Origin of the sequence: Candidatus Palauibacter soopunensis (assembly GCF_947581735.1) — a bacterium.
Classification (GTDB): Bacteria; Gemmatimonadota; Gemmatimonadetes; order Palauibacterales; family Palauibacteraceae; genus Palauibacter; species Palauibacter soopunensis.
In genome coordinates, this window is sequence record NZ_CANPVT010000052.1 from 136757 (window position 1) to 160567 (window position 23811).

The 23811-nt window shown below is 69.3% G+C and carries 23 protein-coding genes; 3 read left to right on the forward strand and 20 right to left on the reverse strand.

Annotation, left to right across the window (positions count from 1 at the left end; all coding sequences use genetic code 11):
• Positions 1-10: 10 nt before the first annotated feature.
• The 9 genes from RN901_RS13000 to RN901_RS13040 all read right to left on the reverse strand — a co-directional run bounded on the left by RN901_RS13000 (position 11) and on the right by RN901_RS13040 (position 8405).
• Positions 11-343, reverse strand: a complete 333-nt coding sequence (locus RN901_RS13000; RefSeq protein WP_310758716.1) for an STAS domain-containing protein — start codon at positions 341-343, stop codon at positions 11-13.
• Positions 340-1197, reverse strand: a complete 858-nt coding sequence (locus tag RN901_RS13005; protein WP_310758717.1) for a phosphate acyltransferase — start codon at positions 1195-1197, stop codon at positions 340-342. Before RN901_RS13005 ends, RN901_RS13000 begins: the two co-directional genes overlap by 4 nt.
• Positions 1194-1694: a pantetheine-phosphate adenylyltransferase gene (gene coaD / locus RN901_RS13010; protein WP_310758718.1), complete on the reverse strand. Its 501-nt coding sequence runs from the start codon at positions 1692-1694 to the stop codon at positions 1194-1196. Before coaD ends, RN901_RS13005 begins: the two co-directional genes overlap by 4 nt.
• An 11-nt stretch (positions 1695-1705) precedes the next feature.
• Positions 1706-2281 (reverse strand): 16S rRNA (guanine(966)-N(2))-methyltransferase RsmD, encoded by a 576-nt coding sequence (gene rsmD / locus RN901_RS13015; protein ID WP_310758719.1) that lies wholly within the window; start codon positions 2279-2281, stop codon positions 1706-1708.
• 13 nt (positions 2282-2294) lie between these two features.
• Positions 2295-3014, reverse strand: coding sequence for a hypothetical protein (locus RN901_RS13020; RefSeq protein ID WP_310758720.1), 720 nt, complete (start codon positions 3012-3014; stop codon positions 2295-2297).
• Positions 3015-3028: 14 nt separating this feature from the next.
• Entirely contained in the window at positions 3029-4843 is a 1815-nt protein-coding gene (gene dnaG, locus RN901_RS13025; RefSeq protein WP_310758721.1) for a DNA primase, read from the reverse strand.
• 66 nt (positions 4844-4909) lie between these two features.
• A complete protein-coding gene (locus RN901_RS13030) occupies positions 4910-7276 on the reverse strand; it encodes a Smr/MutS family protein (RefSeq protein ID WP_310758722.1) in 2367 nt (788 codons plus the stop codon).
• Positions 7277-7299: 23 nt separating this feature from the next.
• Positions 7300-7635, reverse strand: a complete 336-nt coding sequence (locus RN901_RS13035) for an HIT domain-containing protein (protein ID WP_310758723.1) — start codon at positions 7633-7635, stop codon at positions 7300-7302.
• A complete protein-coding gene (locus RN901_RS13040) occupies positions 7632-8405 on the reverse strand; it encodes an RsmE family RNA methyltransferase (RefSeq protein WP_310758724.1) in 774 nt (257 codons plus the stop codon). Before RN901_RS13040 ends, RN901_RS13035 begins: the two co-directional genes overlap by 4 nt.
• Positions 8406-8603: 198 nt before the next feature.
• On the opposite strand from RN901_RS13040, the gene tkt reads away from it, so the two are divergent.
• The 3 genes from tkt to tal are packed head-to-tail and all read left to right on the forward strand — an operon-like array spanning position 8604 to position 12299.
• Entirely contained in the window at positions 8604-10664 is a 2061-nt protein-coding gene (gene tkt, locus RN901_RS13045; RefSeq protein ID WP_310758725.1) for a transketolase, read from the forward strand.
• Positions 10661-11122 (forward strand): ribose 5-phosphate isomerase B, encoded by a 462-nt coding sequence (gene rpiB / locus RN901_RS13050; RefSeq protein WP_310758726.1) that lies wholly within the window; start codon positions 10661-10663, stop codon positions 11120-11122. The genes tkt and rpiB overlap by 4 nt, the downstream gene beginning before the upstream one ends.
• Positions 11123-11147: 25 nt before the next feature.
• Positions 11148-12299 (forward strand): transaldolase, encoded by a 1152-nt coding sequence (tal, locus tag RN901_RS13055; RefSeq protein WP_310758727.1) that lies wholly within the window; start codon positions 11148-11150, stop codon positions 12297-12299.
• On the opposite strand, the gene dnaJ is transcribed toward tal, so the two are convergent.
• The 11 genes from dnaJ to RN901_RS13110 all read right to left on the reverse strand — a co-directional run bounded on the left by dnaJ (position 12289) and on the right by RN901_RS13110 (position 23796).
• Positions 12289-13443, reverse strand: a complete 1155-nt coding sequence (dnaJ, locus tag RN901_RS13060) for a molecular chaperone DnaJ (protein WP_310758728.1) — start codon at positions 13441-13443, stop codon at positions 12289-12291. The genes tal and dnaJ overlap by 11 nt on opposite strands.
• The gene (gene hrcA / locus RN901_RS13065) at positions 13440-14483 is read right to left on the reverse strand and encodes a heat-inducible transcriptional repressor HrcA (protein WP_310758729.1); all 1044 of its coding nucleotides are present in this window, start codon (positions 14481-14483) and stop codon (positions 13440-13442) included. Before hrcA ends, dnaJ begins: the two co-directional genes overlap by 4 nt.
• On the reverse strand, positions 14480-15634 hold the full coding sequence (hemW, locus tag RN901_RS13070) for a radical SAM family heme chaperone HemW (protein ID WP_310758730.1): 1155 nt from the start codon (positions 15632-15634) through the stop codon (positions 14480-14482). Before hemW ends, hrcA begins: the two co-directional genes overlap by 4 nt.
• Entirely contained in the window at positions 15634-16824 is a 1191-nt protein-coding gene (dprA, locus tag RN901_RS13075; RefSeq protein WP_310758731.1) for a DNA-processing protein DprA, read from the reverse strand. Before dprA ends, hemW begins: the two co-directional genes overlap by 1 nt.
• Positions 16812-17900, reverse strand: coding sequence for a GTPase ObgE (gene obgE, locus RN901_RS13080; RefSeq protein WP_310758732.1), 1089 nt, complete (start codon positions 17898-17900; stop codon positions 16812-16814). The genes dprA and obgE overlap by 13 nt, the downstream gene beginning before the upstream one ends.
• Positions 17843-18838: an asparaginase gene (locus RN901_RS13085; RefSeq protein WP_310758733.1), complete on the reverse strand. Its 996-nt coding sequence runs from the start codon at positions 18836-18838 to the stop codon at positions 17843-17845. Before RN901_RS13085 ends, obgE begins: the two co-directional genes overlap by 58 nt.
• On the reverse strand, positions 18838-19512 hold the full coding sequence (locus tag RN901_RS13090) for a TIGR04282 family arsenosugar biosynthesis glycosyltransferase (protein ID WP_310758805.1): 675 nt from the start codon (positions 19510-19512) through the stop codon (positions 18838-18840). Before RN901_RS13090 ends, RN901_RS13085 begins: the two co-directional genes overlap by 1 nt.
• Before the next feature lie 33 nt (positions 19513-19545).
• A complete protein-coding gene (locus RN901_RS13095; RefSeq protein ID WP_310758734.1) occupies positions 19546-19980 on the reverse strand; it encodes a hypothetical protein in 435 nt (144 codons plus the stop codon).
• A 73-nt stretch (positions 19981-20053) separates the two neighbouring features.
• Positions 20054-21712 carry a S41 family peptidase gene (locus RN901_RS13100; RefSeq protein ID WP_310758735.1) on the reverse strand — a complete coding sequence of 553 codons (1659 nt, stop codon included), beginning with the start codon at positions 21710-21712 and terminating at the stop codon, positions 20054-20056.
• Positions 21713-21810: 98 nt separating this feature from the next.
• Positions 21811-22470 (reverse strand): dTMP kinase, encoded by a 660-nt coding sequence (tmk, locus tag RN901_RS13105; RefSeq protein WP_310758736.1) that lies wholly within the window; start codon positions 22468-22470, stop codon positions 21811-21813.
• Complete coding sequence (locus RN901_RS13110; RefSeq protein ID WP_345782398.1) at positions 22471-23796, reverse strand: inositol-3-phosphate synthase; 1326 nt, start codon at positions 23794-23796, stop codon at positions 22471-22473.
• Positions 23797-23811: the final 15 nt, after the last annotated feature.

Sequence of the window (23811 nt, forward strand, 5' to 3'; positions counted from 1 at the left end):
GCGGCTCCGGTCAGGACTCGCCGAGCGCGGCTGCCCGGGACTCGGCGATCTCGAACAGCGAGTCGAGTCTGGTCAGGGCGAAGAGCCGCTGAAGATCCTCGTTCAGCCCCGCCAGCGTAAGGCGCCCTCCCGCGTCGCGGATGTGCTTGGAGAGGCTGACGAGCACCCCCAGGCCGGACGAGTCGATGTAGTCGGCCTCGGTGAAGTCGATCACGAAGTCGGTGTCCCCATCCGCCAGGCGCGCGAGCACGCGCTCCTTGAATTCGCCGCGGTTGTTGATCGTGAGCTGGCCGTCCACGGCGACGAGGGTGGTGGCTCCCACCGTTTCGATCGAAAACGTCATCCTTCGCTCCCGGGTGACATGAGGGCGGTGATGCAAGCGACATCCACGATATCGGAGACGGACGCGCCGCGGGAGAGGTCGTTCAGCGGTCGCCGCAGCCCCTGAAGGACAGGGCCCAGCGCGCGTGCTCCGGCGAGTCGCTCGAGCAGTTTGTACGCGATGTTCGCGGCGTCGAGGCCGGGGAAGACGAGCACGTTCGCGCGGCCGGCGACCGGAGATCCCGGAGCTTTCAGCGCCGCGACGTCCGGTACGAGCGCCGTATCGGCCTGCAGTTCCCCGTCCGCCGCGATTTCAGGCCGACCGTGGCTGAAGATGTCCATGGCCTCCCGCACATGTTCGACCGCCGGCCCCGCGGCCGAGCCGAGGGTGGAATACGAGAGAAACGCAACGATCGGTTCTTCCCCCGTAACGGCTCGGTGCGCGCCGCAGGCCGCCGAAGCGCTCTCCGCCATCTGGGCCGGCGTGGGTGCCGGGACGACCGCGGCGTCCGTGAGCGTGAGCACCCGCTCGCCGGGAGCGGGGAAGACCATGTGGAAAGCGGCCGAGACGGTCTCCACGCCGTCGGCCAGGCCGACGACCCGCAGGCCGGCCCGGATGACGTCCGCCGTCGGGTGCGCGGCCCCCGCCACGACGCCGTCCAGTTCCCCCACCGCGAGGCGTTGTGCGGCGTTCACGAGGCCATCGGCGCCGGCGCGGATCTCGACGGGGCGTACCCACCCCTCATCCCGCAGCCGGCGAATCGCGAGCGCGGTGCGGGTCTCGTCCGCCTCCGGAAAGCCTATGCGCCGCTCGAGGGCGGCGGCCCGCGTCCTCAGCCGGTGGATGAAGCCGCGTCGGGTCGGCGGCGACGTCACCTATGCTCGCGCCCGAACGCGCGGTCCATGCGGGCCTTCACGGCCGGGCTCACGAAGTCCGTCACATCGCCGCCCAGACGTCCGACTTCGCGCACGAGCGAGGAACTCAGGAACGTGTGACGCGTGGAGGGCGCCATGAAGAGGACCTCGACCTCGGGCCAGAGCGAACGGTTCATGAGCGCCATCTGAAACTCGTACTCGAAGTCGCTCACGGCCCGCAGTCCGCGAACGATGATCCGGGCCTCGCGGGAGCGTGCAAAATCCACGAGCAGGCCGGAGAACGACGTCGCCTCGATCCGGGGTTCGTCGGCAAACACTTCGCGGATCAGATCGACGCGTTCCTCGATCTCGAACAGTCCCGACTTTGCCTGGGTGGCCGTCTCCGCCACGGCGACGATCAGCCGGTCCACGACCCCCAGGCTCCTGCGTACGATGTCCTCGTGTCCGACCGTCAACGGGTCGAAAGACCCCGGGTACACGGCGACGGCATTGTTCATCGAGTTCCCCGTCAGAGTGTTCGGGTTGACGCGTCGGCCGGAGCCCGGAACCGGCTGACGCAGGTGTCACCGTATTCCCTCGTCCAGTCGGCCGCCGTCGCCCATTCGGCGTCCGGACGGTGCTCGACCCACAGTTGCGAGGCGAACGGACGGGCCCGGAAGCGCTCGACCAGCCGCGCGCCGCCGGCGGACGCGTACGGTGGATCCGCGAAGACCAGATCGAGAGGCGCGCCCGGGCCGGCCACGTCGGCCGGTTCATCGAGACCGTCGACCCAGGCGATGGCATCGTCCCGCACGACCTGAGATCGGTCCGCGAGATCGAGCATCGCGACATTGCGGCGCAGCAGCGCCACCGCCCGACGATCCGACTCGACAAAATGGACGTGCGCCGCACCTCGCGACAGCGCTTCGATACCTAGCGCTCCGGAGCCGGCGTAGAGATCGGCGACCCGGGCGCCGGCGACGTCGCCCGCGAGCGCGGAAAACCAGGACTCCCGCACCCGCTCCGCCGTCGGACGGGTGCGGCGTCCACGGGGGGCGTCGATGAAGCGGCCGCCCAGGTCTCCCGCGATGATGCGAAGCCTCAAACGACGGGGCGCTTCAGGCGAGAGACCCCGGGTAGAGGATGATCCCGCAACCCTCACACACGGCGAGCTGCCGCCGCGCCCGGATCTCGGCCTGCCGCTGCTTCGGTATCGCCGTATAGCACCGGCCGCACGCCCCATCGACCGTGAGTTCGGCGAGCGCCGCCTGGCGCCCCCCTCCGCCCGCGGTGCGGTACAGCTGCAGCGCCCGGCGGTCCAGCCGGCTTTCCTGCGTTCTCCGGCTGACACCGCAGTGCTGAAGATCCCCTTCGAGCGTCGCCCGCAACTCTTCCACGGCCGTGCTCCGTTCCGCCAGTTGCGCGGTGGCCTCTCGCAGCTCCGCTTCTGCCGCGTTCAACGCTCCGCGCGCGGTCTCCACATCCTGCATCGCGTCGAGCTGATCATCTTCCGCCGCCCGCAGGTTGCGCCGGGCCGTATCCGTTTCACTCCGAACCGCGAGATGCTGCTGCATGTTCGCGACGGCGACGGAACGCGCCTCCAGGCGCTTGAGCGTCGCTCTGCCCGCTTCCACGGCCCGGTGGAACTGCCGCACGCGCCCTTCCGCTTCCTCCGCTTCGGCTCGGATCCGCGTGACCTGAGCCTCCAGCGTCTCCACGGTTTCCCGGAGTCCCGCGACCTCGTGGCCGAGACTCTCGAGTTCCTCTTCTATCTTCAGGATCTTGTGATCGATTTCCTGAAGAGTGAGTAATTCCTCGACGATATCGCTCGCTTGCATACTCTCCCCGGCTGTCATCCTTGCGTGGCCGTAGTCGGTTTTGGAGGCGTCTCGCCTTCGGCGGCCGGCATGAACGCCCCGGACTCGCCCGCGGCGCGAAGTTCGCGCACGAGTTCCTGTTTCTCACCCAACAATCGACGTTGCTGCTCCGGCTCCGCAAGCTCGATCGCGCGGCCGATCTCCTCGATCCGTTCACGATGCCGCCGATAAAGGAGGCGACGCACGACGGCGTCGAAGACCCGAGCGGCGTCCGGAAGCTCCCGGTCGGACTCTCGCAGAGCCTTCGCCAGTTCCGCGGCGGCAGCGGAGGCGGAAGTCCAGTCCGGAGAATCGACCCCCTCGTCCGATGCCGCCGACAGGATCTCGAACAGCTCGCGTGCCCGCGGGTCGGACATGTGATCGGGCGCGAGCCCGACGCGCACGGCCTGCCGCGTGAGGCTCGGATCACGAACGAGCAGAAGAAGAAAATCGCGCTCCGTCCGCGAGGCCGGGGATGGTCCGCGACGCGGGCGTCCCGGTCCGGCGGCCGGGGAACGGCGTCGAGGCCGCGAACGTTCGAGGCGAGCGATCTCATCCACGAGCGTCTCGCGCCGTATCCCCAATCCTTCCACCGCCCGGTCCACGTAGATGTCGCGGAGCGCCGGATCGGAGACCGCCCTGAGGGTGCTGAGCAGACCGTCCACCGCGCGGCGCCGCCCCTCCACGCGGTCCAGGTATCCCTCGCGGCGAAGGATCTGGAGCTTACGTTCGAGAAGATCCACCGCATCGTCCAGGAGATGCCGGATGGCGGCCGGGCCGTCCCGGCGGATGAGGGAATCGGGATCTTCGCCGGATGGGAGCGACACGACCATCGGATGGACCCCGGCGGCCAACAGGATGTCGCCGGTCCTGAACGTCGCGCGCAGTCCGGCGAGATCGCTGTCGTAGAGCAGGTAGGCCTGCTTCGCGTATCGGCCGATGCGGCGCGCCTGGTCCGCCGTGAAGGACGTCCCCAGCCCGGCGACCGCGAAGCCGAGGCCGGCCCGGTGCAGCGCGATGACGTCGGTGAATCCTTCCGCGATCGCGGCGTGGCCCTCGCGTCGCATGGCGTGCCGGGCCCGGTTGAGTCCGTATAGCTCTTCCCCCTTGTGGAAGACGGGGGATTCGGGCGAGTTGATGTACTTGGGCGCATCGGAGGTCGCATCGAGGATGCGGCCGCCGAAGCCGACCGGCCTGTCACGCAGGTCATGAATCGTGAACATGAGACGCCCGCGAAAGCGGTCGTACGGCTCCTCCGCTCTCTCGCTCGTCGCGAGAAGCCCGAGTTCCAGCAGCATCCGCTCCTCGATCCCGTGTCGGGCCGCGGCGGAACGGAACGCCCTCCATTCGTCGTCCGCGTAGCCCAGCCCGAAGTCGAGCGCTTCTTCCAGCGAAAGTCCGCGCCCCTGGAGATAGTCGCGCGCGCCGACCCCGGCCGGTTCGCGCAGCCGGCCCTGGAACCACTCGGCCGCGAAGGCGAGGACGCCGCGCAGCGGCGCATACGGATCCTCGCGCCGCTCCTCCCGGTCGGGCACCTCTATCCCGACCCTCGCGCCCACATGGCGCACCGCCTCCGGGAACTCGAACCCGAGGTGTTTCATCATGAAGCCAAAGACGTCCCCACCCTCCCCGCAAACGAAGCATTTGAAGATCTGGCGCTGCGGGTCGACGGCGAAGTTGGGGCCGTCTCCGCCGTGCAGCGGGCAGGGTCCGCGGTAGCTCTTCCCCGATCGCCGAAGCTGGACGTACTCCCCCACCACCTCGAGAATGTCCGCCCGTGCGCGGATGTCCTCTACGAGGCCGTCGCTCACCACGATCCCACCCCGAAACCGCGACCCGCCTGCTCCATCATCCCGCGCACCGCGCGCAACTCGCACTCACTCGAATTCCACGACTGTGACGCCTGTTCCCCCTTCGTTCGATTCGCCGGCCCTGAAGACCCGGATCCGGGGATCCCCGGCGAGCAGTTGCCCGACCCTCTCCCTCAGCGCGCCCGTGCCCTTTCCGTGAATGATCCTGAGCCACGGGAGATCGCCGACCACGGCCGCGTCGACGGCCGGGTTGAGCGTTCCCTCCACCTCGTCGACGCGCAGGCCCCTGAGGTCGACCTCCGCGGCGACGTCGAAATCCGGTCGGCGCTGCGGGGGGCCGCCGACTTCGTGGACCCCCGCCGGTCCGGACGAACGGGACTCCGGTGCAGAATGGGGAGTCAGGTCCCGCAGCGGTACCGTCAGGCGCAGTTCCCCCACCTCGATGACGCCGCGATCTTCCCGAATCTCGACGAGGCGAGCCGGCCGGTCGGACGCATTCCATCGGACGGCGTCGCCGGCGCGCACCGTTCGTGTATCCGACGGAGGCGCGGACCCGCCCAGCGCCCGGAGCGCGCGGGAGGACGCCCGGAGCGCCCGCTCCACCTCCCCCCGCGCAGCCCGCTTTGCCTCCCGGCGGCGCACTTCGTCCCCCGCGGCGAATTCGGATTCGAGGCGTGAGATGGCCGCCTCCACCCGCTCTCGCGCCTCGCGCAGCGCCGAGAGCCGCTCCTTCTCCCGTCGGCGGGCGGCGGCGCGCTCCGAATCGGCCAGGGCGGTCTCCCTGGACGCGAGGTCGCGTTCGCGCTCGGCCGTCTCCCCGGCCCGGCGTTCGAGTTGCGTCCTGAGATCCTCGACCTCGGTCCGTTCAGCCTCGAGCCGGGCGAGGAGCGTGTCCACCGAGACGTGCTCCGGCCCGAGCCGGTCGCGCGCAGCGGCGAGTACGTCTTCGGGGACCCCCAGGCGCGCCGCGATGACGAGCGCGTAGCTGCGGCCGGGCCGGTCCCGCACGAGGCGGTACGTCGGCTCCAGCCGCGTTCCATCGAATTCCAGCGAGGCGTTCACCGCCGCGGCCTTCTCGTCGCCGAGGCGTTTGAGGTCGCCGAGGTGCGTCGTGGCCACCGTGAGCCGAGCCTGCCGAGCCAGCCGCCGCAGCGATGCCGCCGCAAGCGCGCCCCCCTCGGCCGGATCCGTGGCGCTGCCGATCTCGTCGAAGAGGACGAGGTCCCGGTCTCCGGCCTCGTGCAGGATCTCGGCCAGGTTGCGCGCCTGCGCGCCGAAGGTGGAGAGCGACGCATCGATCGACTGTTCGTCCCCGATGACCGCGAAGAAGCGGTGGAAGAATGGGATCCGGCTCCCGGCGCCGAGCGGCGGCAGAATCCCGCTCTGCGACAGCGTGGAGAGCAGGCCGAGCGTCTTGAGAAACACCGTCTTCCCACCCGCGTTCGGGCCCGATACGAGGAGAACCCGCTCGTCCGCCGAGAGATCGAGGTCGAACGGGACGGCTCCGCCGGCATCGAGGGCGAGAAGAGGATGACGGGCGCCGCGGATGCGGATCCCCTCGGACGCCGACTCGACGAAGGCCGGGGGCGACGCATCCATTTCCCCCGCGAAGAGCGCGCGGGCGCGTAGCGAGTCCAGTTCCACGAGGGCGGTGTACGAGGCAGCGAGTTCGGGCGCGCGGGCGCGGACGGCAGAGGACAGGTCCCGCAGAATCCGGTCCACCTCGCGGGCCTCGCCGAGTTCCAGCTCGCGGATCTCGTTCATCGCCTCGATGGCGCGCGCCGGCTCGACGAACAGGGTCCGGCGGCTGGCCGAAGCGTCGTGTACGAGACCGCCGGCGATCCCCTTCCCCTCGCGGCGTACCGGGATGCAGTAGCGGCCGTTCCGGACAGTGACCGAGGCGTCGGGCACGCGGACGCGTTCCGGAAGCGAGCCGGCATAGCGCGTGAGTTCGTCGACGAGCCGGCCGCGCCGCGTCGCAAGCGCGCGGCGGATGCGCCGAAGTTCCGGGGAAGCCCCGTCCGCGACCGCACCCGTGGCATCGAAGGTGCGCGCAATCCGTTTCTCGAGGGCCGCCTCCCCCCACAACCGGCTCACGTGCTCCGCCGGGAGACCATCGGCAGCGAGACCCGTTTCCAACCGCCGCACGGCGCGGGCCACAGCCATGACGCTCCCGCACGCGAGCAATTGAGGCGGCTCCAGGGCTGCGTCCTCGATCGCGAGCCGCCGGAGGGCGCCGTCGAGCGGCGCGATCGGATCCAGCGCCCATCCGTCGCCGCTCTCGAGCAGCTCCCGAAGTTCATGCACCGCCGCGAGCGCGCGGACCGCGGATGCCGCATCGGAGAGCGGCCGGAGTCCGTGCACGGCCGAGCGGCCGGCTTCCGACACGGCGCGATCGCCGACCGCCGCCAGCACGCGGTCGAACTCGATCACCCTGAGCGCGTGATCCACGGCGATTACCCCGGCGGCCAGCCCATGCGGCGACCGCCCAGCACGTGAAAGTGCAGGTGGGGCACGGCCTGGCCGCCGTCTTCGCCGACATTCGTAACGACGCGGTACCCGCCGTCCAGCCCCTCCGAGTCGGCGACGGCCGTGCACGCTCGAAGGAGTTGCGTGCCTCGCGGCCCCTCCGACAGGGCCGCGAGGCTCGACACGTGCGCCCGCGGGACGACGAGCACGTGCACGGGCGCCTGAGGTTCGAGATCCCGGAACGCGACCCAGTCGTTCGCCTCGGCGACGATCGCCGCCGGGATCGCCCCCGAAGCGATGCCGCAGAACACGCAGTCCGTCATGTCGCCCTCTCGTCGTCTGCCTCGTTTTCGTCGTCCGCCAGCATGGCCGCCGCCGCCGCGACGGCGACCACCGCGGCCGTCTCGAACCTCAGGTTCGCCAGGCTCAGGGAAACGAGTTCGAAACCCGCTTCCAGGCAGCGACGCCGCTCCGGACCCGTGAGGCCGCCCTCGGGCCCGACCGCGACCGTCAGTCTGCTACCGGCGCATCGCCCCTCCCGGCCGCGGGCGACCTCGTCGGCGAGCCGGGGCCGCCCCTCCGCGTCCGCGAGCCACCCGGCTCCGTCGTGGCGGTCGAACGCCTCCTCCGGCGCCACGGGGCCTTCCAGCCGAGGGAGCCAACTGCGGCCCGATTGCTTCAGCGCCGCCCTGGCGCGGTTCTCCGCCCGCCGCAGAAAGCCCTTGGAGCGACCGGCATCGGCCACGGAGCGCGACCGCTCCCACTCCATCCACGTTATCGTCGCGGCGCCCAGTTCCACGACCTTCTCCACGAGCCACAGTGAACGATCGCGATTCGCCACGGGGGCCCAGAGGTGGAGCGGGAGCGCGGGTTCCGGCAGAAGGGGAACGAGCAGCCGACAGCTTGCGCGGCGCCGGTCCAGCGCGACGAGTTCCGCCTCCCAGCGGCTTCCGGCGCCGTCGATGACCACGAGACGATGACCGGGGCGGATCCGGGCGGCACGGACATGGCCTGCCTCGTCGCTCGCGAGTTCGGTCCGGGCGCCGGGTTCCAGGCCCGCAAGACCGTCGGCGAAGAACATCTGATCGCTCACGAGGGGCAACGTATCCGTCGTCGGCGGGCTATCGCCACCAGCCTCCGCACGCTTCGCGGCGAAGGCTTTTGCGGCACGGCCTCGCACCCTTATGTTCGCTCCGCCGAAGCGGCCCGCCCATCATGATTTGTCTCGCGCGGCCTCCGGCTTCCCGGCATTGGGCCAGCCAAGGGCGATTCAACTCGCGCGAGGGGGCTATTGAACGAGACAAAGACCGCCGAAGCCGTTCCCGGGTCCGCCGCTCCGAGCGCGGGTCCTTCCGTAGAATCCCGTTCCATCGACACGATTCGCACGCTCGCCATGGACGCCGTCCAGCGGGCCGGCTCCGGGCATCCCGGCACCGCGATGGCGCTCGCACCCGTGGCGTACACCCTCTGGATGCGCCACATGCGGTACAGCCCGCGGGACCCCGGCTGGTTCGGCCGGGACCGGTTCGTGCTCTCCGCCGGCCACGCGGCGATCCTCCAGTACGCCGTTCTCCACCTCACCGGATTCGATCTTCCCCTGGAGGAAATCCGCAATTTCCGGCGGGCGGGGAGCTGCACCGCGGGCCACCCCGAGTACGGCCACGTCGCCGGCGTCGAGACGACGACCGGCCCCTTGGGCCAGGGCGTCGCGAACTCCGTCGGGATGGCGATCGCCGAGGCGCATCTCGCGGCGGTGTTCAATCGGCCGGGCCACGCGATCGTCGATCACCGAACGTACGTCATCTGCAGCGACGGCGACCTCATGGAGGGCGTCTCCTACGAAGCCGCCTCGCTGGCCGGACATCTGGGCCTCGGCAAGCTCCTCTGGCTCTACGACGACAACCGGATCACGATCGATGGCGACATCGATCTCGCCTTTTCGGAGGATGTTCGCGGGCGATTCGAGTCATTGGGGTGGCACGTGCATTCCGTCGGGGACGCGAACGACCTGGCGGCGCTCGACGCGGCGATCGAAGAGGCGCGGAGCGAGGAGGGCCGCCCGTCCCTGATCATCGTCCGCTCGCATATCGGCTACGGCGCCCCCAACAAGCAGGACACGGCCGCCGCGCACGGTGCGCCGCTGGGCGAGGAAGAGGTCCGGCTCACCAAGGAGGTGTACGGCTGGCCGACGGAACCTCCGTTTCTCGTGCCGGACGCCGTCCGGAGCCACATGGGTCGGCGGGTCGCACACGGCGAAGCGCTCGCCGCGGAGTGGGGTGAGCGCTTCGAGCGATACCGCGCCGAGCACCCGGAGCTTGCGGCGGAACTCGAACGCCGCGTCCGGTCGGACCTGCCGTCGACGTGGGATGAGGACCTGCCGGTCTTCGGCCCTGACGACGATCCGATCGCCACCAGGGCCGCCTCGGGCCGGATCCTGACCGCGCTGGCTCCCCGCCTCCCCGAACTCATCGGCGGAAGCGCCGACCTGTCGGGCTCGAACAACACGTTGATCGACTCGCCGAACTTCTCGAGGGACGCGCCCGAGGGCCGCAACCTACGGTGGGGCATCCGCGAGCACGCGATGGCTTCCGTCGCGAACGGACTCGTCCTCCACGGCGGCGTCCGGCCGTACATCGCCACTTTCTTCACCTTCACGGACTACGCGCGGCCGTCGATGCGGCTCGCCGCCCTGATGGGACTGCCCAACATCTACGTGATGACGCACGACTCGATCGGCCTCGGGGCCGACGGGCCGACACACCAGCCGATCGAGCATCTCGCCTCCTTCCGGGCGATGCCCGGCGTCGTCGTGCTGCGCCCCGCCGATCCGGAAGAGACCGTCCAGGCGTGGCGCGTGGCGATCGAGCGCGGCGCGGGGCCCACGATTCTCGTGCTCACGCGCCAGAAGGTCCCCCATCTCGCCCGCGAGGCCGGCGCCGCCCGCGATGGGGTGGCACGGGGCGCCTACGTCCTCAGGCCGGAGCCCGGCCCCCTTCAGGTCGTGCTCCTCGGCACCGGTTCGGAACTGCAGGTGGCGGTCGAAGCGGCGGAAGTCCTCGAGGCCGGAGGGGTGTCGGCCCGAGTAGTCTCGTTCCCGAGCTGGGAACTCTTCCGCTTGCAGTCGGCGTCCTATCGGGACGAGGTCCTTCCCCCAGGCGCGCCGCGGGTCGCGATCGAAGCCGGAGCTACGCTCGGGTGGACGGAATGGGTGGGACGGGACGGCGCCGTCGTCGGGATCGACCGCTTCGGCCAGTCCGCGTCGGCGGCGGACAACTTCGCCCGCTTCGGCTTCACCGCGGAGGCCGTCGTCGCGCGAGCCCTGGAGGCGCTCGCGGCGGAGGGCCCGCGGTGAAGCTCGCGGTCGGGGCGGACCACGCGGGCGTAGGCTACAAGGACACTCTCGCCGCGGAGCTTCGCGAAGCGGGGCACGAAATCGTCGACGTCGGCACGCACGGTACGGACTCCGTCGACTATCCCGACTTCGCCGTCGCCGTCGCCGAGCGGGTGGCACGCGGCGACGTCGAGCGCGGCATCGTCATCTGCGGATCCGCCGTGGGCGTCTGTATCGCCGCGAACAAGGTGCCGGGCGTGCGGGCGGGCGTCTGCCACGACACGTATTCGGCGACGCAGGGGGTCGATCACGACGACATGAACGTCCTCTGCATGGGGGAACGCGTGATCGGGATCGCCCTCGCTCGCGCGATCACGGACGCGTTCCTGACCGCGGATTTCTCGGCCGAGCCGAGGCATCGACGCCGGCTCGAGAAAGTTCTGGACATCGAAGCCCGACACCTGAAATCGGACACCTGAGACACACGCTGGGGAGGGGAGAGAGATGAGCGCGCTGCTTCAGCTCCAGGAGCACGGCCAGAGCTACTGGCTCGACAACCTGACGCGCGGGATGCTGGTCGACGGAGAGCTGGCCCGCCGGGTGGAGACCGAAGGGTTGAGAGGGGTCACTTCGAACCCCGCAATCTTCCACAACGCCATCACGGGCAGCGCGCAGTACGATGAAGACATCGCCCGCTTCACCGCCCGGGGTCTCGGCGTCGAAGACGTCTACGACCGGCTCACGATCGCGGACGTCCAGGGCGCCTGCGATGTCCTGCGGGGCGTTTGGGAGAGCACCGGAGGGGTCGACGGGTACGTCTCCCTCGAGGTCTCTCCCCACCTGGCGAACGATACGGAGGGCACGGTGCGGGAGGCCCGCCGCCTCCACGATGAGGTGGCGCGCGAGAACGTCCTCATCAAGATCCCGGGGACTCCGGCCGGAGTTCCGGCCATCCGGCAGGCGCTGTTCGAGGGCGTGAACGTGAACGTGACGCTCCTCTTCTCCATCGCCGCGTACGAGGCGGTGGCCGACGCACACTCCGAGGCGCTGGAGCAGCGGATCGAAGCAGGACGTTCCGTCGACGACGTCGCCTCGGTGGCGAGCTTCTTCGTGAGCCGGATCGACGCGCTGACGGACCGGAAGCTCGGCGCGCTGGCCGATGCCGCGGGGGGTGACTCCGCTCGCTGCGAGGCCCTCCTCGGCAAGGCGGCGATCGCCAACGCGAAACTCGCGTATGTCGGCTTCCAGCGGCGGCTGGCGACCGACCGCTGGGCCCGTCTGGCAGCGCTCGGCGCCCGTCCGCAACGCATGCTGTGGGCGAGCACGAGCACAAAGAACCCCGCGTATTCCGACGTGATGTACGTGGAGCCGCTCATCGGCGACCTGACTGTCAACACGCTGCCTGAGAAGACGATCGACGCCTTCAGGGATCACGGGCGCGCGGCGGGCACCTTGACCGGGGGCGTCGACGAGGCGCGTCGCACGATGGCGGAGTTGGCGGCCGTCGGGATCGATCTGGACGAGGTCACGGATCAGCTTCTGGCGGAGGGCGTGGAGAAGTTCGCAGTCCCCTTCGATCAGCTCCTCGCGAGCCTCGCGGAGCGGATGGCGCGGCAGCCCGCCGCGGCCGTTGCGTCGGGGTCCGCTACGCCGTAAACGCGGCTTTTACTCGCTCCCAGAAGCTCGGATCCTCGCCCCGGCGCGGCTCGGGCGGCGCATCCTCGACCTCCCGCAGCGATTCGAGGATGTCGCGCTGACGCCGGGACAGTTCGCTGGGCGTCCAGGTGTGTACCCGCACCAACTGGTCGCCGTGGCCCGCCGCCCGCAAACGCGGCATCCCCTGGCCACGAAGTCTCAGCACCTGCCCCGCCTGGATTCCCGCCGGCACTTTCAGCCGGGCCTGTCCGAGGATCGTGGGCACGTCGAGTTCGTCGCCCAGCGCCGCCTGCGAGAACGTGACGGGCAGATCGAGGAGCAGGTCATCTCCCCTGCGCTCGAAGCGGTCGTGCGGCTCGACCTCCACCTGTACGATGAGGTCCCCCGCCGGTCCGCCGCGCGGACCCGCATTGCCGCGCCCGCGCAGCTTCAGGTAGTCGTCGGACGAAATACCCGCGGGGATTTCGATGTCGACGGACCGGTCGACGCGCACGCGCCCGGTTCGACGGCAGTCGCGGCACTCGTCCGCGATCCAGGTGCCCTCGCCGCCGCAGGCGGAGCAGGGACGCACCGAGACGAATTGTCCCAGCATCGACCGCTGAACCATGCGAATCTCGCCGGCGCCCTGGCACGTTCCGCACGTCGAGGCCGTGCTCCCCGGTTCGGCCCCCGTCGCATCGCAGCGCTCGCACCGACCCAGAGCAGAAACGCGGAGGGAGCGCCGTGCCCCCTCCGCCGCCTCTTCCAGCGTGATCGTGGCGGAGACCTTGAGGGTCGAGCCGCGACGCGGCTGGTTCGGAGATCGCGCGTCTCCGAAAAGGTCGCCGAAACCACCGCCTCCGAACTCCCGCATGAACACGTCGAACGCGTCGGAGAAGTTGTTGAACCCGGAGAATGGCGCCTCGCCGCCACCTCCGCGCCGCACCCCGGCCTCGCCGTACTGGTCGTACAGCTGCCGCTTCCCCGGGTCGCGGAGCACTTCCCACGCCTCCGTCACCTCCTTGAACCGCTCCTCCGCGTCGGACGCGGAATTGCGGTCCGGATGGTACTCCATGGCGAGGCGCCGGTACGCTCTCTTCAGTTCGTCCGCATCCGCATCCCGGGAGACGCCGAGCAGATCGTAGTAGTCGCGGTGCCCGTTCACGGAGTCAGCCGCGTGAGAAGATCCGAGGTCCAGTCGACGATGGAGACGACCTTGTCGTACGGCATGCGCGTTGGCCCGATCACGCCGACCGTGCCTTGCAGGCTTCCGACGGCATAGTTGGCCGTGACGATGGTCAGATCCTCGAGCTCCGGCTGGCCGTGCTCGGCTCCGATCGTGACGTGGGGACCATCCGATTCACCGCGATCCCCCAGCACGGAGGCAAGCAACTCCCGGCGCTCCGTGAGGAGCAGGAGTTCGCGCAGGCGCCGGCTCGTCGTGAACTCCGGCTGTTCGGTCAGCGCCGCGGCGCTCCCGAGATGGATCTCGCGCTCGCGGCGGGCCCACTCGAAGATGTCCGGACCGCTGTGCACGAAGATGTTCATCAGTTCCTGGGCGCCGCGGTTGTCGAAACTCAGGTCGCCGAGCCGCTCGCGCAGCGTCGCCTGAATCTCCGAGATGGCGCTGCCCGCCAACCGTTCGTTCAGCGCCTGCGACACCGCCTGGAGCGTCGCCCGCGGTACCCGCGTCGCCACGTCCACGTACACGGTGCGAACCACGCCGGACTCGATCGTGAACACCAGGAGCACCTTCTCGCTCGAAAGCGGTACGAGTTCGAGACGCTCGAGCGTGGCCGTGGCGAGCGTCGGCCCCACCGCGAGGCCGAGTTCCCCCGTCAGGAGGCTGAGGACGCGCGCCGCTTTGCCCATGAGGTCTTCCACACCGCCGGTGTCCGAGTCCCCCAGCTCGCGTTCGATCTTTGCCTGATCCCGCTTGCGGATGCTGCCCCAGCGCATGAGCGCATCGACGTAGTAGCGGTAGGCGAGGTCCGTCGGAAGCCGTCCGGCGGAGGTGTAGGGGTGGGTGAGGAGGCCCTTGCCCTCGAGGTCCGCCATCGTGTTGCGGATCGTCGCCGGCGACACGCCTAGCGCGTACTCCTTCCCGATCCTTCGCGAGCCGGCCGGGGCGGCCGTGCGGACGAAGGAGTCGATGACCGCCGCGAGGACGGCCCGTTCGCGCTCTGTCAGTGTTGGCAGGGTCATGCGTTCTCAGCCCCGGCGAGTTCGGCGGCGATCGCGTCCAGGCGGAGCCAGCCTTCGATCGTCGCCATCCAGCGTCCGTTCCGCTCTTCCATCCATCCGGCCGCGACCCAATCGTCGAGGCGAAGTCCGTCCGACGAAACCTTCTGCACGAAATCGGGCGCCAATCCGCGATTCGTACGAAGACCCAGCCAGATCCGTTCCAGTTCCTCCTCTTCCGGCCCCACGCGTTCCCAACCTTCGAGCGGGCCGCGACCCGCCTGTAGCGCGCGTTCATACCGGTCCCAGCGGAAGACGTTCCAACTGCGGATCGGTGGGAGAAATCCATGCGCGGACGGGCCGAGGGCAAGATACGATGTTCGGTTCCAGTACGACCAGTTGTGGCGGCACTGATCTCCCGGCCGGGCGAAGTTCGACACCTCGTACTGCTCGTATCCGGCCGCGCGCAGGTCGCGCGACAGAAGCCGGTACTCGTCGGCGTAGCGCTCCTCGTCCGGCGCTCCCACCCGGCCAAGGCGAATCCACTCGGCCAGCGGCGTGCGAGGCTCCACGGTCAAGCCATAGAGACTCAGGTGAGACACGTCGAGCGCGGCCGCGGCTTCCACTTCCGCCGCGAGGTCCCGCCTCACTTCCGGGGGAAGGCCGAAGATGAGGTCCACGCTCACGCGTTCGAACCCTGCGTCCCTCGCCTCCGCGACGGCTTCCGTGGCCCGGCGCCGGTCGTGAAGCCGGCCCAGCCACGTCAGAACCGCATCGTCGAGGGCCTGCACGCCGAGACTCAGCCGGTTTACGCCCGTGGCCCGCCAGCTTGCGCCGAGACGGGCATCGAAGGACGCCGGGTTCGCCTCGGCTGTCCATTCCGTGTGCGCGGGGTCGATCCGGAACCAGGCGGAAATCCGCGACGCCAGCCCCTCCATTCCAGCGGACCCCATGAGTGAAGGCGTCCCGCCTCCCACGAAGATCGTGTCGAGCCTGTCTCCCGGATCCCAACCGTTGCGCTCGAACCACCAGGCGAGTTCCACCTCGATCGCAGTGAGCCAGCGGGACACCGGCGGGTCCGAGGCGCGCTGGACGGAGAAATCGCAGTAGTGGCAGCGATGCGCGCAGAACGGAAAGTGTACGTACAGGGAGCGTGGCGGGCGCTCGCCGGACATCAGGGACCGCCACGCCGCCGGACAGCGGCGAAGTTTCCTCCCGGCCGGCGCTCGACCCACCCTTCGAGTTCCAGCCGCCCCAGTCCGCCAAGCACCTTCGTGACGGGCATCTCGAGACCGACGGCAAGTTCATCCGGCGAGCGGGGTCCTCGCGAAAGCGCTCCGAGCAGACGCGTGTCGCCGGAGGGCTCATCCACCGCCCGGGCGGATCCTTCCGCCGATCGCGGGGCCTGCGACTCGATACACAGCCAGCCCAGGGCGTCGAAAACGTCCTGCACGCCGGCCACGAGCCCGGCGCCCTGGCGCAGGAGGCGAAGGCACCCGGCCGCGCCCGGATCATCGATCCGCCCGGGCACCGCGAGGACTTCGCGTCCCAGGTCCAGGGCATGGTCCGCCGTGTTCAGAGCCCCGCTCTTTCCGCCCGCTTCCACGACGATGACGCCACGGGCGAGGGCGGCGATCACCCGGTTGCGGCGCGGGAATGCCGAACGCGTCGGCGGCGCCCCCGGCTCGAACTCGCTCAGCAGGACGCCGTGCGAACGCATCCGCCGGTACAGCTCCCGGTTGTCCGCCGGGTATTCGCGATCGTGCCCGGTTCCGAGAACGCCGATGGTCCGCCCACCGGCGTCGAGGGCGCCGGCGTGGGCCGCCGCATCGATGCCGCGCGCCATGCCGCTCACCACCGTCCAGCCCCAGCGTCCGAGTTCCCTTCCCAGGGCGTATGCCGTGCGCAACCCGTAGGACGACGACGCCCGCGTCCCGACGACGGCGATCGTCCGCTCGGAGTCCAGCGCCCCGGCGCCACGCTTGAAGAGAACGGGGGGTGGATCGGGGAGATCGCGCAGCCCCTCGGGATATGCGGCCTCGCCGCAGTCGGTGTACCCCGCCAGGCGGAGCCCCTTCGCCCTCGCTTCTCGCAGCAGCGACCGCGCCGCCTTCTCGCCGTCGGGGCCGAGCGCGCGGACCGTCCTCGCAGTCGGAACCCGCTGGCCCCGGCGGAGCGCGCGCAAGTCCGCCGGGGCGGCGCGCCGCGCCGCCGTGAGCGCCTCCGACGCTCCGCCATGGCGGTCGATCAAACGCCGGACGCTGCGCAGCCCGATGCCGGGGGCACGGGTCAGGACAACGAGCGCCGCCAGTTCCCCCTCCACTGCTCGCCTCTCCGCCGAACGCTTCTCCGTCACGGGCGCCACGCTTCGCTGCCTCCGAACGGGTCCGCTTCGGCCTCCTCCGCCGCAGCCTCCTTCTCCCTCCGCACACGCCTCCAAAGACCCTCGAGCGCGCGGTCGAGGCCGGCCCCTGTCACGGCCGAGATCGTGAACTGGCCCCAGCTTCCCGGAGCATCGACCGATACCGGCGGTCCCGGCGCAGCGGGATTCAGATCGGCCTTCGTCAGGAGAACGCAGTGCGAGATGCCGGCCAGCGCCGCGTCATGCGCCCGCAGTTCCTCGCGCAGCTGATCGTACGTCGCCTGCGGATCTTCGCCGTCCACCGGCACGAGGAGCGCGAGCGTGCGCGTACGTTCGATGTGCCGAAGGAACTGCGTGCCCAGACCGCGCCCCTCGTGCGCCCCTTCGATGATGCCCGGGATATCCGCCATCACGAACGAGCGATGCCCGCTCAGCCCCACGACCCCCAGGTTGGGTGTCAGCGTGGTGAACGGGTAGTCCGCGATCCGCGGCTTCGCCGCCGTTACGCGGGCGAGGAGCGTCGATTTTCCCGCGTTGGGCTCCCCTACCAGACCCACGTCGGCGATGAGTTTGAGTTCGAGTTCGATGTGCCGTTCCTCCCCCCACTCCCCGGCTTCCCATTCACGCGGCGTCTGGCGCGTGGGCGAAGCAAAGCTCGCGTTGCCCCTTCCCCCGCGGCCGCCGCGGGCCACGACGAGTTCATCGCCCTCCTCGAGCAGCTCGCCGATCCGCTCTCCCGTCTCGACATCGCGCACGAGCGTGCCGGGGGGTACCGGTAACCGCAGGTCTTCTCCCGAGGCGCCGTCCCGGTTTTTCCCCTCCCCGTGTCCGGCGCGCCCGGCCTTGTAGTGCGCGCGGTACGAGTAGTCGAGCAACGTGTCGAGCCGGCGATCCGCGACGAGGATCACGCCGCCGCCGTTCCCGCCGCGACCGCCGGCCGGCCCCCCGCGGGGCACGCCCTTCTCCCGCCGAAAGGCGACGGCACCGGCGCCGCCCGCCCCTCCGGTTACGTGTATTCTCGCTACATCGACGAACAAGATTCCCCCTCCACCGACAGCACGCCGACCTCGTTTCCGCACGTGTTCCGGACCACCGGATGCGCGAAGCTCTCCAGCTGCCCGAGCTCCGCCGGCGCCAGCAGCGACAGCGTCGCAAGCGCGTGCACGACCGCCGGCCCCAGCGGCCGTGTGGCCCCATCCATCACCTTGAAGGCCGCGCCCCACCCCCCCTCGGCGCTCGCGAGGCAGAAAACTCCCTCCGCCCCTTCCTTGGCCAGAATCCGGCCCGAGCTCGCCTGCATCAGGTTCGCGGAGAGCGCCGTGGGACCCGAAACCAATGTCGGGTACGTCGTCATCGCCGTCACAACCGACCGCACGGCTGCCTCCGGCGAGGCGCCGAACTCCGCGAACACCCGCGCCATATCCCGCAGAGAAAGGGCCGGCGTCGGCAGGCCACAGCCATCCGTCGCCCACGGCAGGCGTTCGCAGTCTTCACCCAGCCACGCCGTGAGCTCACGGCGAATCGCCCGCTGCAGCGGGTGCTCCGGTTCGTGGTAGCCCGCCACGGGCCAGCCGCGGGCGACACACAGCGCCAGCAACGCCGCATGCTGACCCGAACAGTTGTTGTGGATCCGTCCCGGCAGGCGTCCCGCCCGATCCATCCCTCGTGCCGCCCCGTCGTCGAACGGTCGATGCGGCCCGCAGGTGAACATCTCCGGCGCCAGCTCCGCCGCGTCGATCACGGACTGCACAACCTCCAGGTGCCGTGCGGTGCCATGATGGGAAGCGCAAGCCAGCGCCAGCGCCTCCGCCCCGAGCCCGAGGCGCTCGAGCACGCCGTCTCGGACCACTGGAAGGATCTGGAGCGGTTTCATCGAAGAACGCCAGAAGGCCGTCAGCGGCGGGTCGCCGAAGGCGTGGCGGCGACCCGGGGAACCGGCTTCGTGTACGATGCCGTACACGAGGTGCGACGATTCCCGCGTGCCGGCCCGATCCACCGTGACGCGGATCGGTTCCATCACCCCTCCGGTTCCGCCGTCGGCCGCGCGAGCCGGGCCCAGACGCCGGCCGTCGCGCTCCCTTCGGTCAAATCGCCGGCCATGCGCGCCAGGTCGGCCGGACGGTCCACATCGTACCAGGGCGGCAGTTCCACGCAATCGAGCCGCAGCGACGCGGCGTGCGCCCGGGTCCAGGCGAACAGCCCCGACGTCGACCACGGAGCCCCGGCGAAGAGACCGCGGGCGCCCGGCCACGCCGACCCGTGCAGTCCAATCGCGTAGTATCCGCCATCCAGGCTCGGGCCAAGCGCCATCGGGCTATCCGCCAGTGCCTCGAATGCCCGCACGACGAAACGGGGCGGCAGGGTTGGATGGTCGCTTCCGATCGCAACCGCGCGCTCCACGCCCTCGTCGAAGGTGCAGGAAAACGCCATCTCAAGCCGGTCTCCGAGCGATCCTCCGGATTGCAGGCGGACGCGAGCCGCGGGATACCGGGAGCCCAGTCGCTCCATCGCTCCGGGACGATCGGGAACCCACAACTCCACGGCGACTCCGTCCGGCGCGAGCTTCATGGCGTCATCGAGGAACGCCTCGTACAGGACGGCGCTCCCCTCCCCGGTCAGCTCGGGGTACAGGCGCGTCTTGACGTGGCCCGGCTCGGGCAGGCGGCCGAAGACGAGGAGGCGGGGGTTCAGGCGCGTACCGACCCGCCGTCTAGTGACACCGCACTAGCGGGTGTTGACCTCGATCACTCCGCCCTCCGCGCCCGGCCGGCGGTAGCGGGGCGGAACCATGCTCTGGTGGTACAGCCGGATCGACACGATTTCCTCCGCGGGAATCCGTCGCAGCGTGGTGACCGCGTCATTCAGGTTGAAGTCGCCATCCACGACCAGCAGCGGCACGTAGTAATCCTGCGTCTGCCGTCCGAACAGACCGGCGCTGTCGTTCCCACCCCTGAAGCCGATCCGGTCTTCGAAGATGATCAGTTCCCGGTGATGGGTGAGCGCCTCGTAGGCCGACCGATACCCGGCGTCACGGATCTCGCTGCCGGTGATGATGAGCCGGGTGTACGTTCCGGGGCGAGGGTTGCTGGCGCACGCCATTGCCGCCATCAGAGCCATCGTGGTCGCAATCACGGCCGATCGTCGCGTGCGCTCTCTCATAACTCGTCTCCTCACATCTTTGAATCCAGCGCTTCACCGCTCTCGGCGCTGACGCGGGGTTTGCCACGGGCTGCTAGCGGTCCCCGCCGGACTCCTCGCTCTGCGCGCCGTCCGCACCCCGCTCCTCGGCGACACGCGCCGCCACGGTGAGCAGCGCTTCCGGCGAATCCGCCTCCCTCAGAAGGCCCATTGCGACCCCTATCTGCGCGTCACGCACCGCTCGGCTGCGGAGCTGCGGCACCTCGCCGAACTCCGCGCCGGCCAGCTCATCCGCGATGAGCCAATCGACGTAGGTCTGCGACTCGTCGAAGAGTTCCCTCTCGACCTCGGCTCCCGCTTCCACGAGCGCCGTCCAGACTTCTTCACGCATCCCCTGCGTGACGGAGAAACCCTCGTTGAAATCGTGCTCGTTCGAATACTCGACGGCCCATCGGAAGACGATGTTCCGCGGAATCGCCCCCGAGCGCGTCGCGAGGCGGCGCAGTTCCTGTTCCTCGGTGGAGAGCGTGTCGCGGTAGACGATCAGGTCCGGCGTAATCCCGCCGCCTCCGTACACCGTCCGGCCGCCCGTCGTCCTGAACTCCTCCCGGTCTCCCGGCTCCGACCGCGCCGCGATCGGTTCGCCGGAAATCGCGACGGCGCTCGCCGCCAGGTTGCGGAGCGCGCTCTCGCGGTCGAAGTCCTTCGTGATGGAGCGCCCCGCCGGAGTATACCAGCGGGCCGTGGTCACCTTCATGCTGTTGTTCCCGGAGAGCCCGTACAGCGTCTGCACGGAACCCTTGCCGAACGTCGTCGTGCCCACCACGACCGCCCGGTCGTGATCCTGCAGGGCGCCGGCAACGATCTCCGACGCGCTCGCGCTCAGGCCATCCACGACGACGACGACAGGAATATCCGCGTAGCGATCCTCGGTGGAGGCGCGGAACAGGTAATTCTGTTCCTCCAGTCGAGAACGCGTTTCCACCACGGGCCTGCCGCGCTCCAGAAAGAGATCCGTGACATCGATTCCCGCAGGCAGCAGGCCGCCGGGGTTCCGCCGAAGGTCCAGGATCAGTCCGCCGGCCCCCTCACTGACGAGGCGGTCCAGCGTCGCGATCAGTTCCTCCTTCGCCTCACGGCTGAAGCCGCGCAGCGTCACGTATCCGATATCGTCGTCCAGGATGAAGCCCTGCGCCTGCGCCACCTGGATGACGTCGCGCACGATGCGAATCGCGAGCGGCAGGTCCACGCCTACCCTCGCAATGGTGATGTTGACCGGCGCCCCCTTCTCCCCCCGCAGCGTGTCTACGGCCTTGTCCACCGACCAGCCCTCGGCGGATTCGCCCTCGACCTCGATGATGCGGTCGCCGACCTCGAGTCCTTCCCGGAGCGCCGGCGAGTTGGGGAGCACCTGAACGACCGTGATCCAGTCGTCCTTCACGTCGATCCGGACGCCGAGTCCACCGTAGTTGCCCGTGGTGGTGAGACGCAGATCCTCGGAATCCCGAGGTTCAAGGAAGGTCGTATACGGGTCGCCCAGATTCTCGAGCATCCCGTCGATCGCCATCTGGTACAACTCCTCCGGCGGGATCTCGTCAACGAAGCGGGCGGAGATCAGACGGTGGATTTCATCCAGGAGCCGGCGGCTTTCGCCACCGCTCGCGGCCCCGCTCTGATTTATCAGCCAGCCTCCGGTCGCCAGGGCGATGGCGCCGACCAGCACTCCCGTCGTCCAGGATCGCTCCAGTCTCATGCAGCCTCCGTGGTGGCGGCCGCGTCGGGCCGCGTTCGAGCGGCACTCCGCCGCTACCGTCAATGTCACACCGTGCCGCCAAAGAGGAAAGTTCGCGCTCAGAAACGATCCGGGAATCTCTCCTCCAGAAGCCTCAGAACCCGACCCTCCACTTCATCCGGGGTCCCCGAGCCGTCGACGAGCACGATCCTCTTCTCTTCCGCCGCGAACTGTCGGTACCCCTCCCGCACGCGTTCGCGGAACGATCGCTTCTCGAGTTCGATTCGATCGGGAGCGGGGCCGAAGAAGGCCAATTGGCCGGGGTCTTCCTGATCCTGCCATTGGCGACCCAGCCCCACCTTCACCGGTACGTCGAGCACGAGGTATAGATCCGGAACGAGACCGCCGGTCGCGGCGCGGGTGACCTGTTCGACCGTCTTCGCGGCGACTCCGCGCGCCCAGCCCTGGTAGACCCGGGTGGAAAGCTCGAAGCGGTCGCAGAGGACGAACTCGCCACGCTCCAGCGCGGGCCGGATCACGTCCTCGACATGGGCTCGGCGGGACGCCGAAAAGAGCAGGAGTTCGGCGACCCCGTCGAGTCGCAGTTCCGGCCGGTCCAGGAGGACGCTACGGATCGCTTCCGCGGCCGCCGTGCCGCCGGGTTCGCGCGTCACCGTGTGAGGCACCCCGGATGCGGCCAGCCGTTCGGCCAGCCGTTCGAGCTGGAGCGATTTCCCCGCTCCCTCGGGTCCCTCGAATACGAGGAAGCACCCCTTCATTCAGTCGTAGTACTCCACGCCGAGATGGGTGATCTGTTCCTCCCCCCTCAGCCAGCGCAACGTGTTCTTGAGCTTCCAATGCTGGATGAAAATATCGTGTTCCGGATACAGGTCCGGAGCCGTCTGCGGCGCCTTGAAGTAGAAGGACAGCCATTCCTGGACTCCCGACAGTCCGGAGCGCGCCGCGAGGTCGAGAAAGAGCGCCAGATCCAGAACGATGGGCGCGGCCAGGATGGAGTCGCGGCACAGAAAATCGATCTTGATCTGCATTCCGTACCCCATCCAGCCGAATATGTCGAGATTGTCCCAGCCCTCCTTGTTGTCACCGCGCGGCGGATAGTAGTTGATGCGGACCTTGTGATACATGTCTCCATAGAGGTCCGGGTACATGTCCGGCTGCAGGATATATTCGAGGGCCCCGAGCTTCGACTCCTCCTTCGTCTTGAAACTCTCCGGATCGTCGAGCACCTCGCCGTCCCGGTTGCCGAGGATATTCGTCGAGAACCAGCCGTTGAGGCCGAGCATGCGCGCCTTGAGACCCGGAGCCAGAATCGTCTTCATCAGCGTCTGGCCGGTCTTGAAGTCCTTCCCGGCGATCGCGACGCCCCGCTCGGCCGCGAGCGCGAGAAGCGCCGGGATGTCGCAGGTCAGATTCGGCGCCCCGTTCGCGAATGGCACGCCCTCCATGAGCGCGGCCCACGCATAGAGCATGGAGGGAGCGATGTCGGGGTGGTTCTCCTCCATCGCGCGCTCGAAGGAGTCCGGGCTGTCGTGCACCGGACTCGTTTTCATGAAGATCTCGGTCGAAGCCGCCCACACCATCACGAGGCGGTCGCAGCCGTTCTCCGCCTTGAAACGGCGGATGTCCTCTCGGAGTTGTTCGGCGAGTTCCCGCTTGTTCGCGCCCGTCTTCACGTTCGAGCCGTCGAGCTTCTTTACGTAGGCGCGGTCGAAGGCGGCCGGCATCGGTTCGATTCCCCGCATGAAGTCGGCAAGCGGATCGATGTCCTCCGGCCGGAGGACGCCGCACACCTTGGCCGACTCGTAGGCGTTGTCGGGAATCGGGTCCCAGGCGCCGAAGACGAGGTCGTCCAGTTCGGCCAGCGGCACGAAGTCGCGGATGAACGGGGTGCGATTCTCGGTCCGCTTGCCGAGCCGGATCGTATTCATCTGGGTGAGCGATCCGATGGGCCGGTTCTGCCCGCGGCGTGCCGCTTCCACGCCCGCGATGAAAGTCGTCGAGACCGCTCCGAGCCCTACGAGAAGAACGCCGAGCGTTCCTTCCGCGGAGGCAATGGTTGCAGGTGATCTATCCGAATCCACGATGCCGGTTCACTCCGT

Bases quoted from the DNA above. Each gene is read 5' to 3' on its own strand.
- RN901_RS13020 (WP_310758720.1), bottom strand. From the start codon at position 3,014: ATGCAAGCGAGCGATATCGTCGAGGAATTACTCACTCTTCAGGAAATC.
- hrcA (WP_310758729.1), bottom strand. From the start codon at position 14,483: ATGACCCTGCCAACACTGACAGAGCGCGAACGGGCCGTCCTCGCGGCG.
- RN901_RS13085 (WP_310758733.1), bottom strand. From the start codon at position 18,838: ATGGAACCGATCCGCGTCACGGTGGATCGGGCCGGCACGCGGGAATCG.
- RN901_RS13100 (WP_310758735.1), bottom strand. From the start codon at position 21,712: ATGAGACTGGAGCGATCCTGGACGACGGGAGTGCTGGTCGGCGCCATC.
- tmk (WP_310758736.1), bottom strand. From the start codon at position 22,470: ATGAAGGGGTGCTTCCTCGTATTCGAGGGACCCGAGGGAGCGGGGAAA.
- RN901_RS13000 (WP_310758716.1), bottom strand. From the start codon at position 343: ATGACGTTTTCGATCGAAACGGTGGGAGCCACCACCCTCGTCGCCGTG.
- RN901_RS13035 (WP_310758723.1), bottom strand. From the start codon at position 7,635: ATGACGGACTGCGTGTTCTGCGGCATCGCTTCGGGGGCGATCCCGGCG.
- tal (WP_310758727.1), top strand. From the start codon at position 11,148: ATGAGCGCGCTGCTTCAGCTCCAGGAGCACGGCCAGAGCTACTGGCTC.
- coaD (WP_310758718.1), bottom strand. From the start codon at position 1,694: ATGAACAATGCCGTCGCCGTGTACCCGGGGTCTTTCGACCCGTTGACG.
- hemW (WP_310758730.1), bottom strand. From the start codon at position 15,634: ATGTCCGGCGAGCGCCCGCCACGCTCCCTGTACGTACACTTTCCGTTC.
- RN901_RS13095 (WP_310758734.1), bottom strand. From the start codon at position 19,980: ATGAGAGAGCGCACGCGACGATCGGCCGTGATTGCGACCACGATGGCT.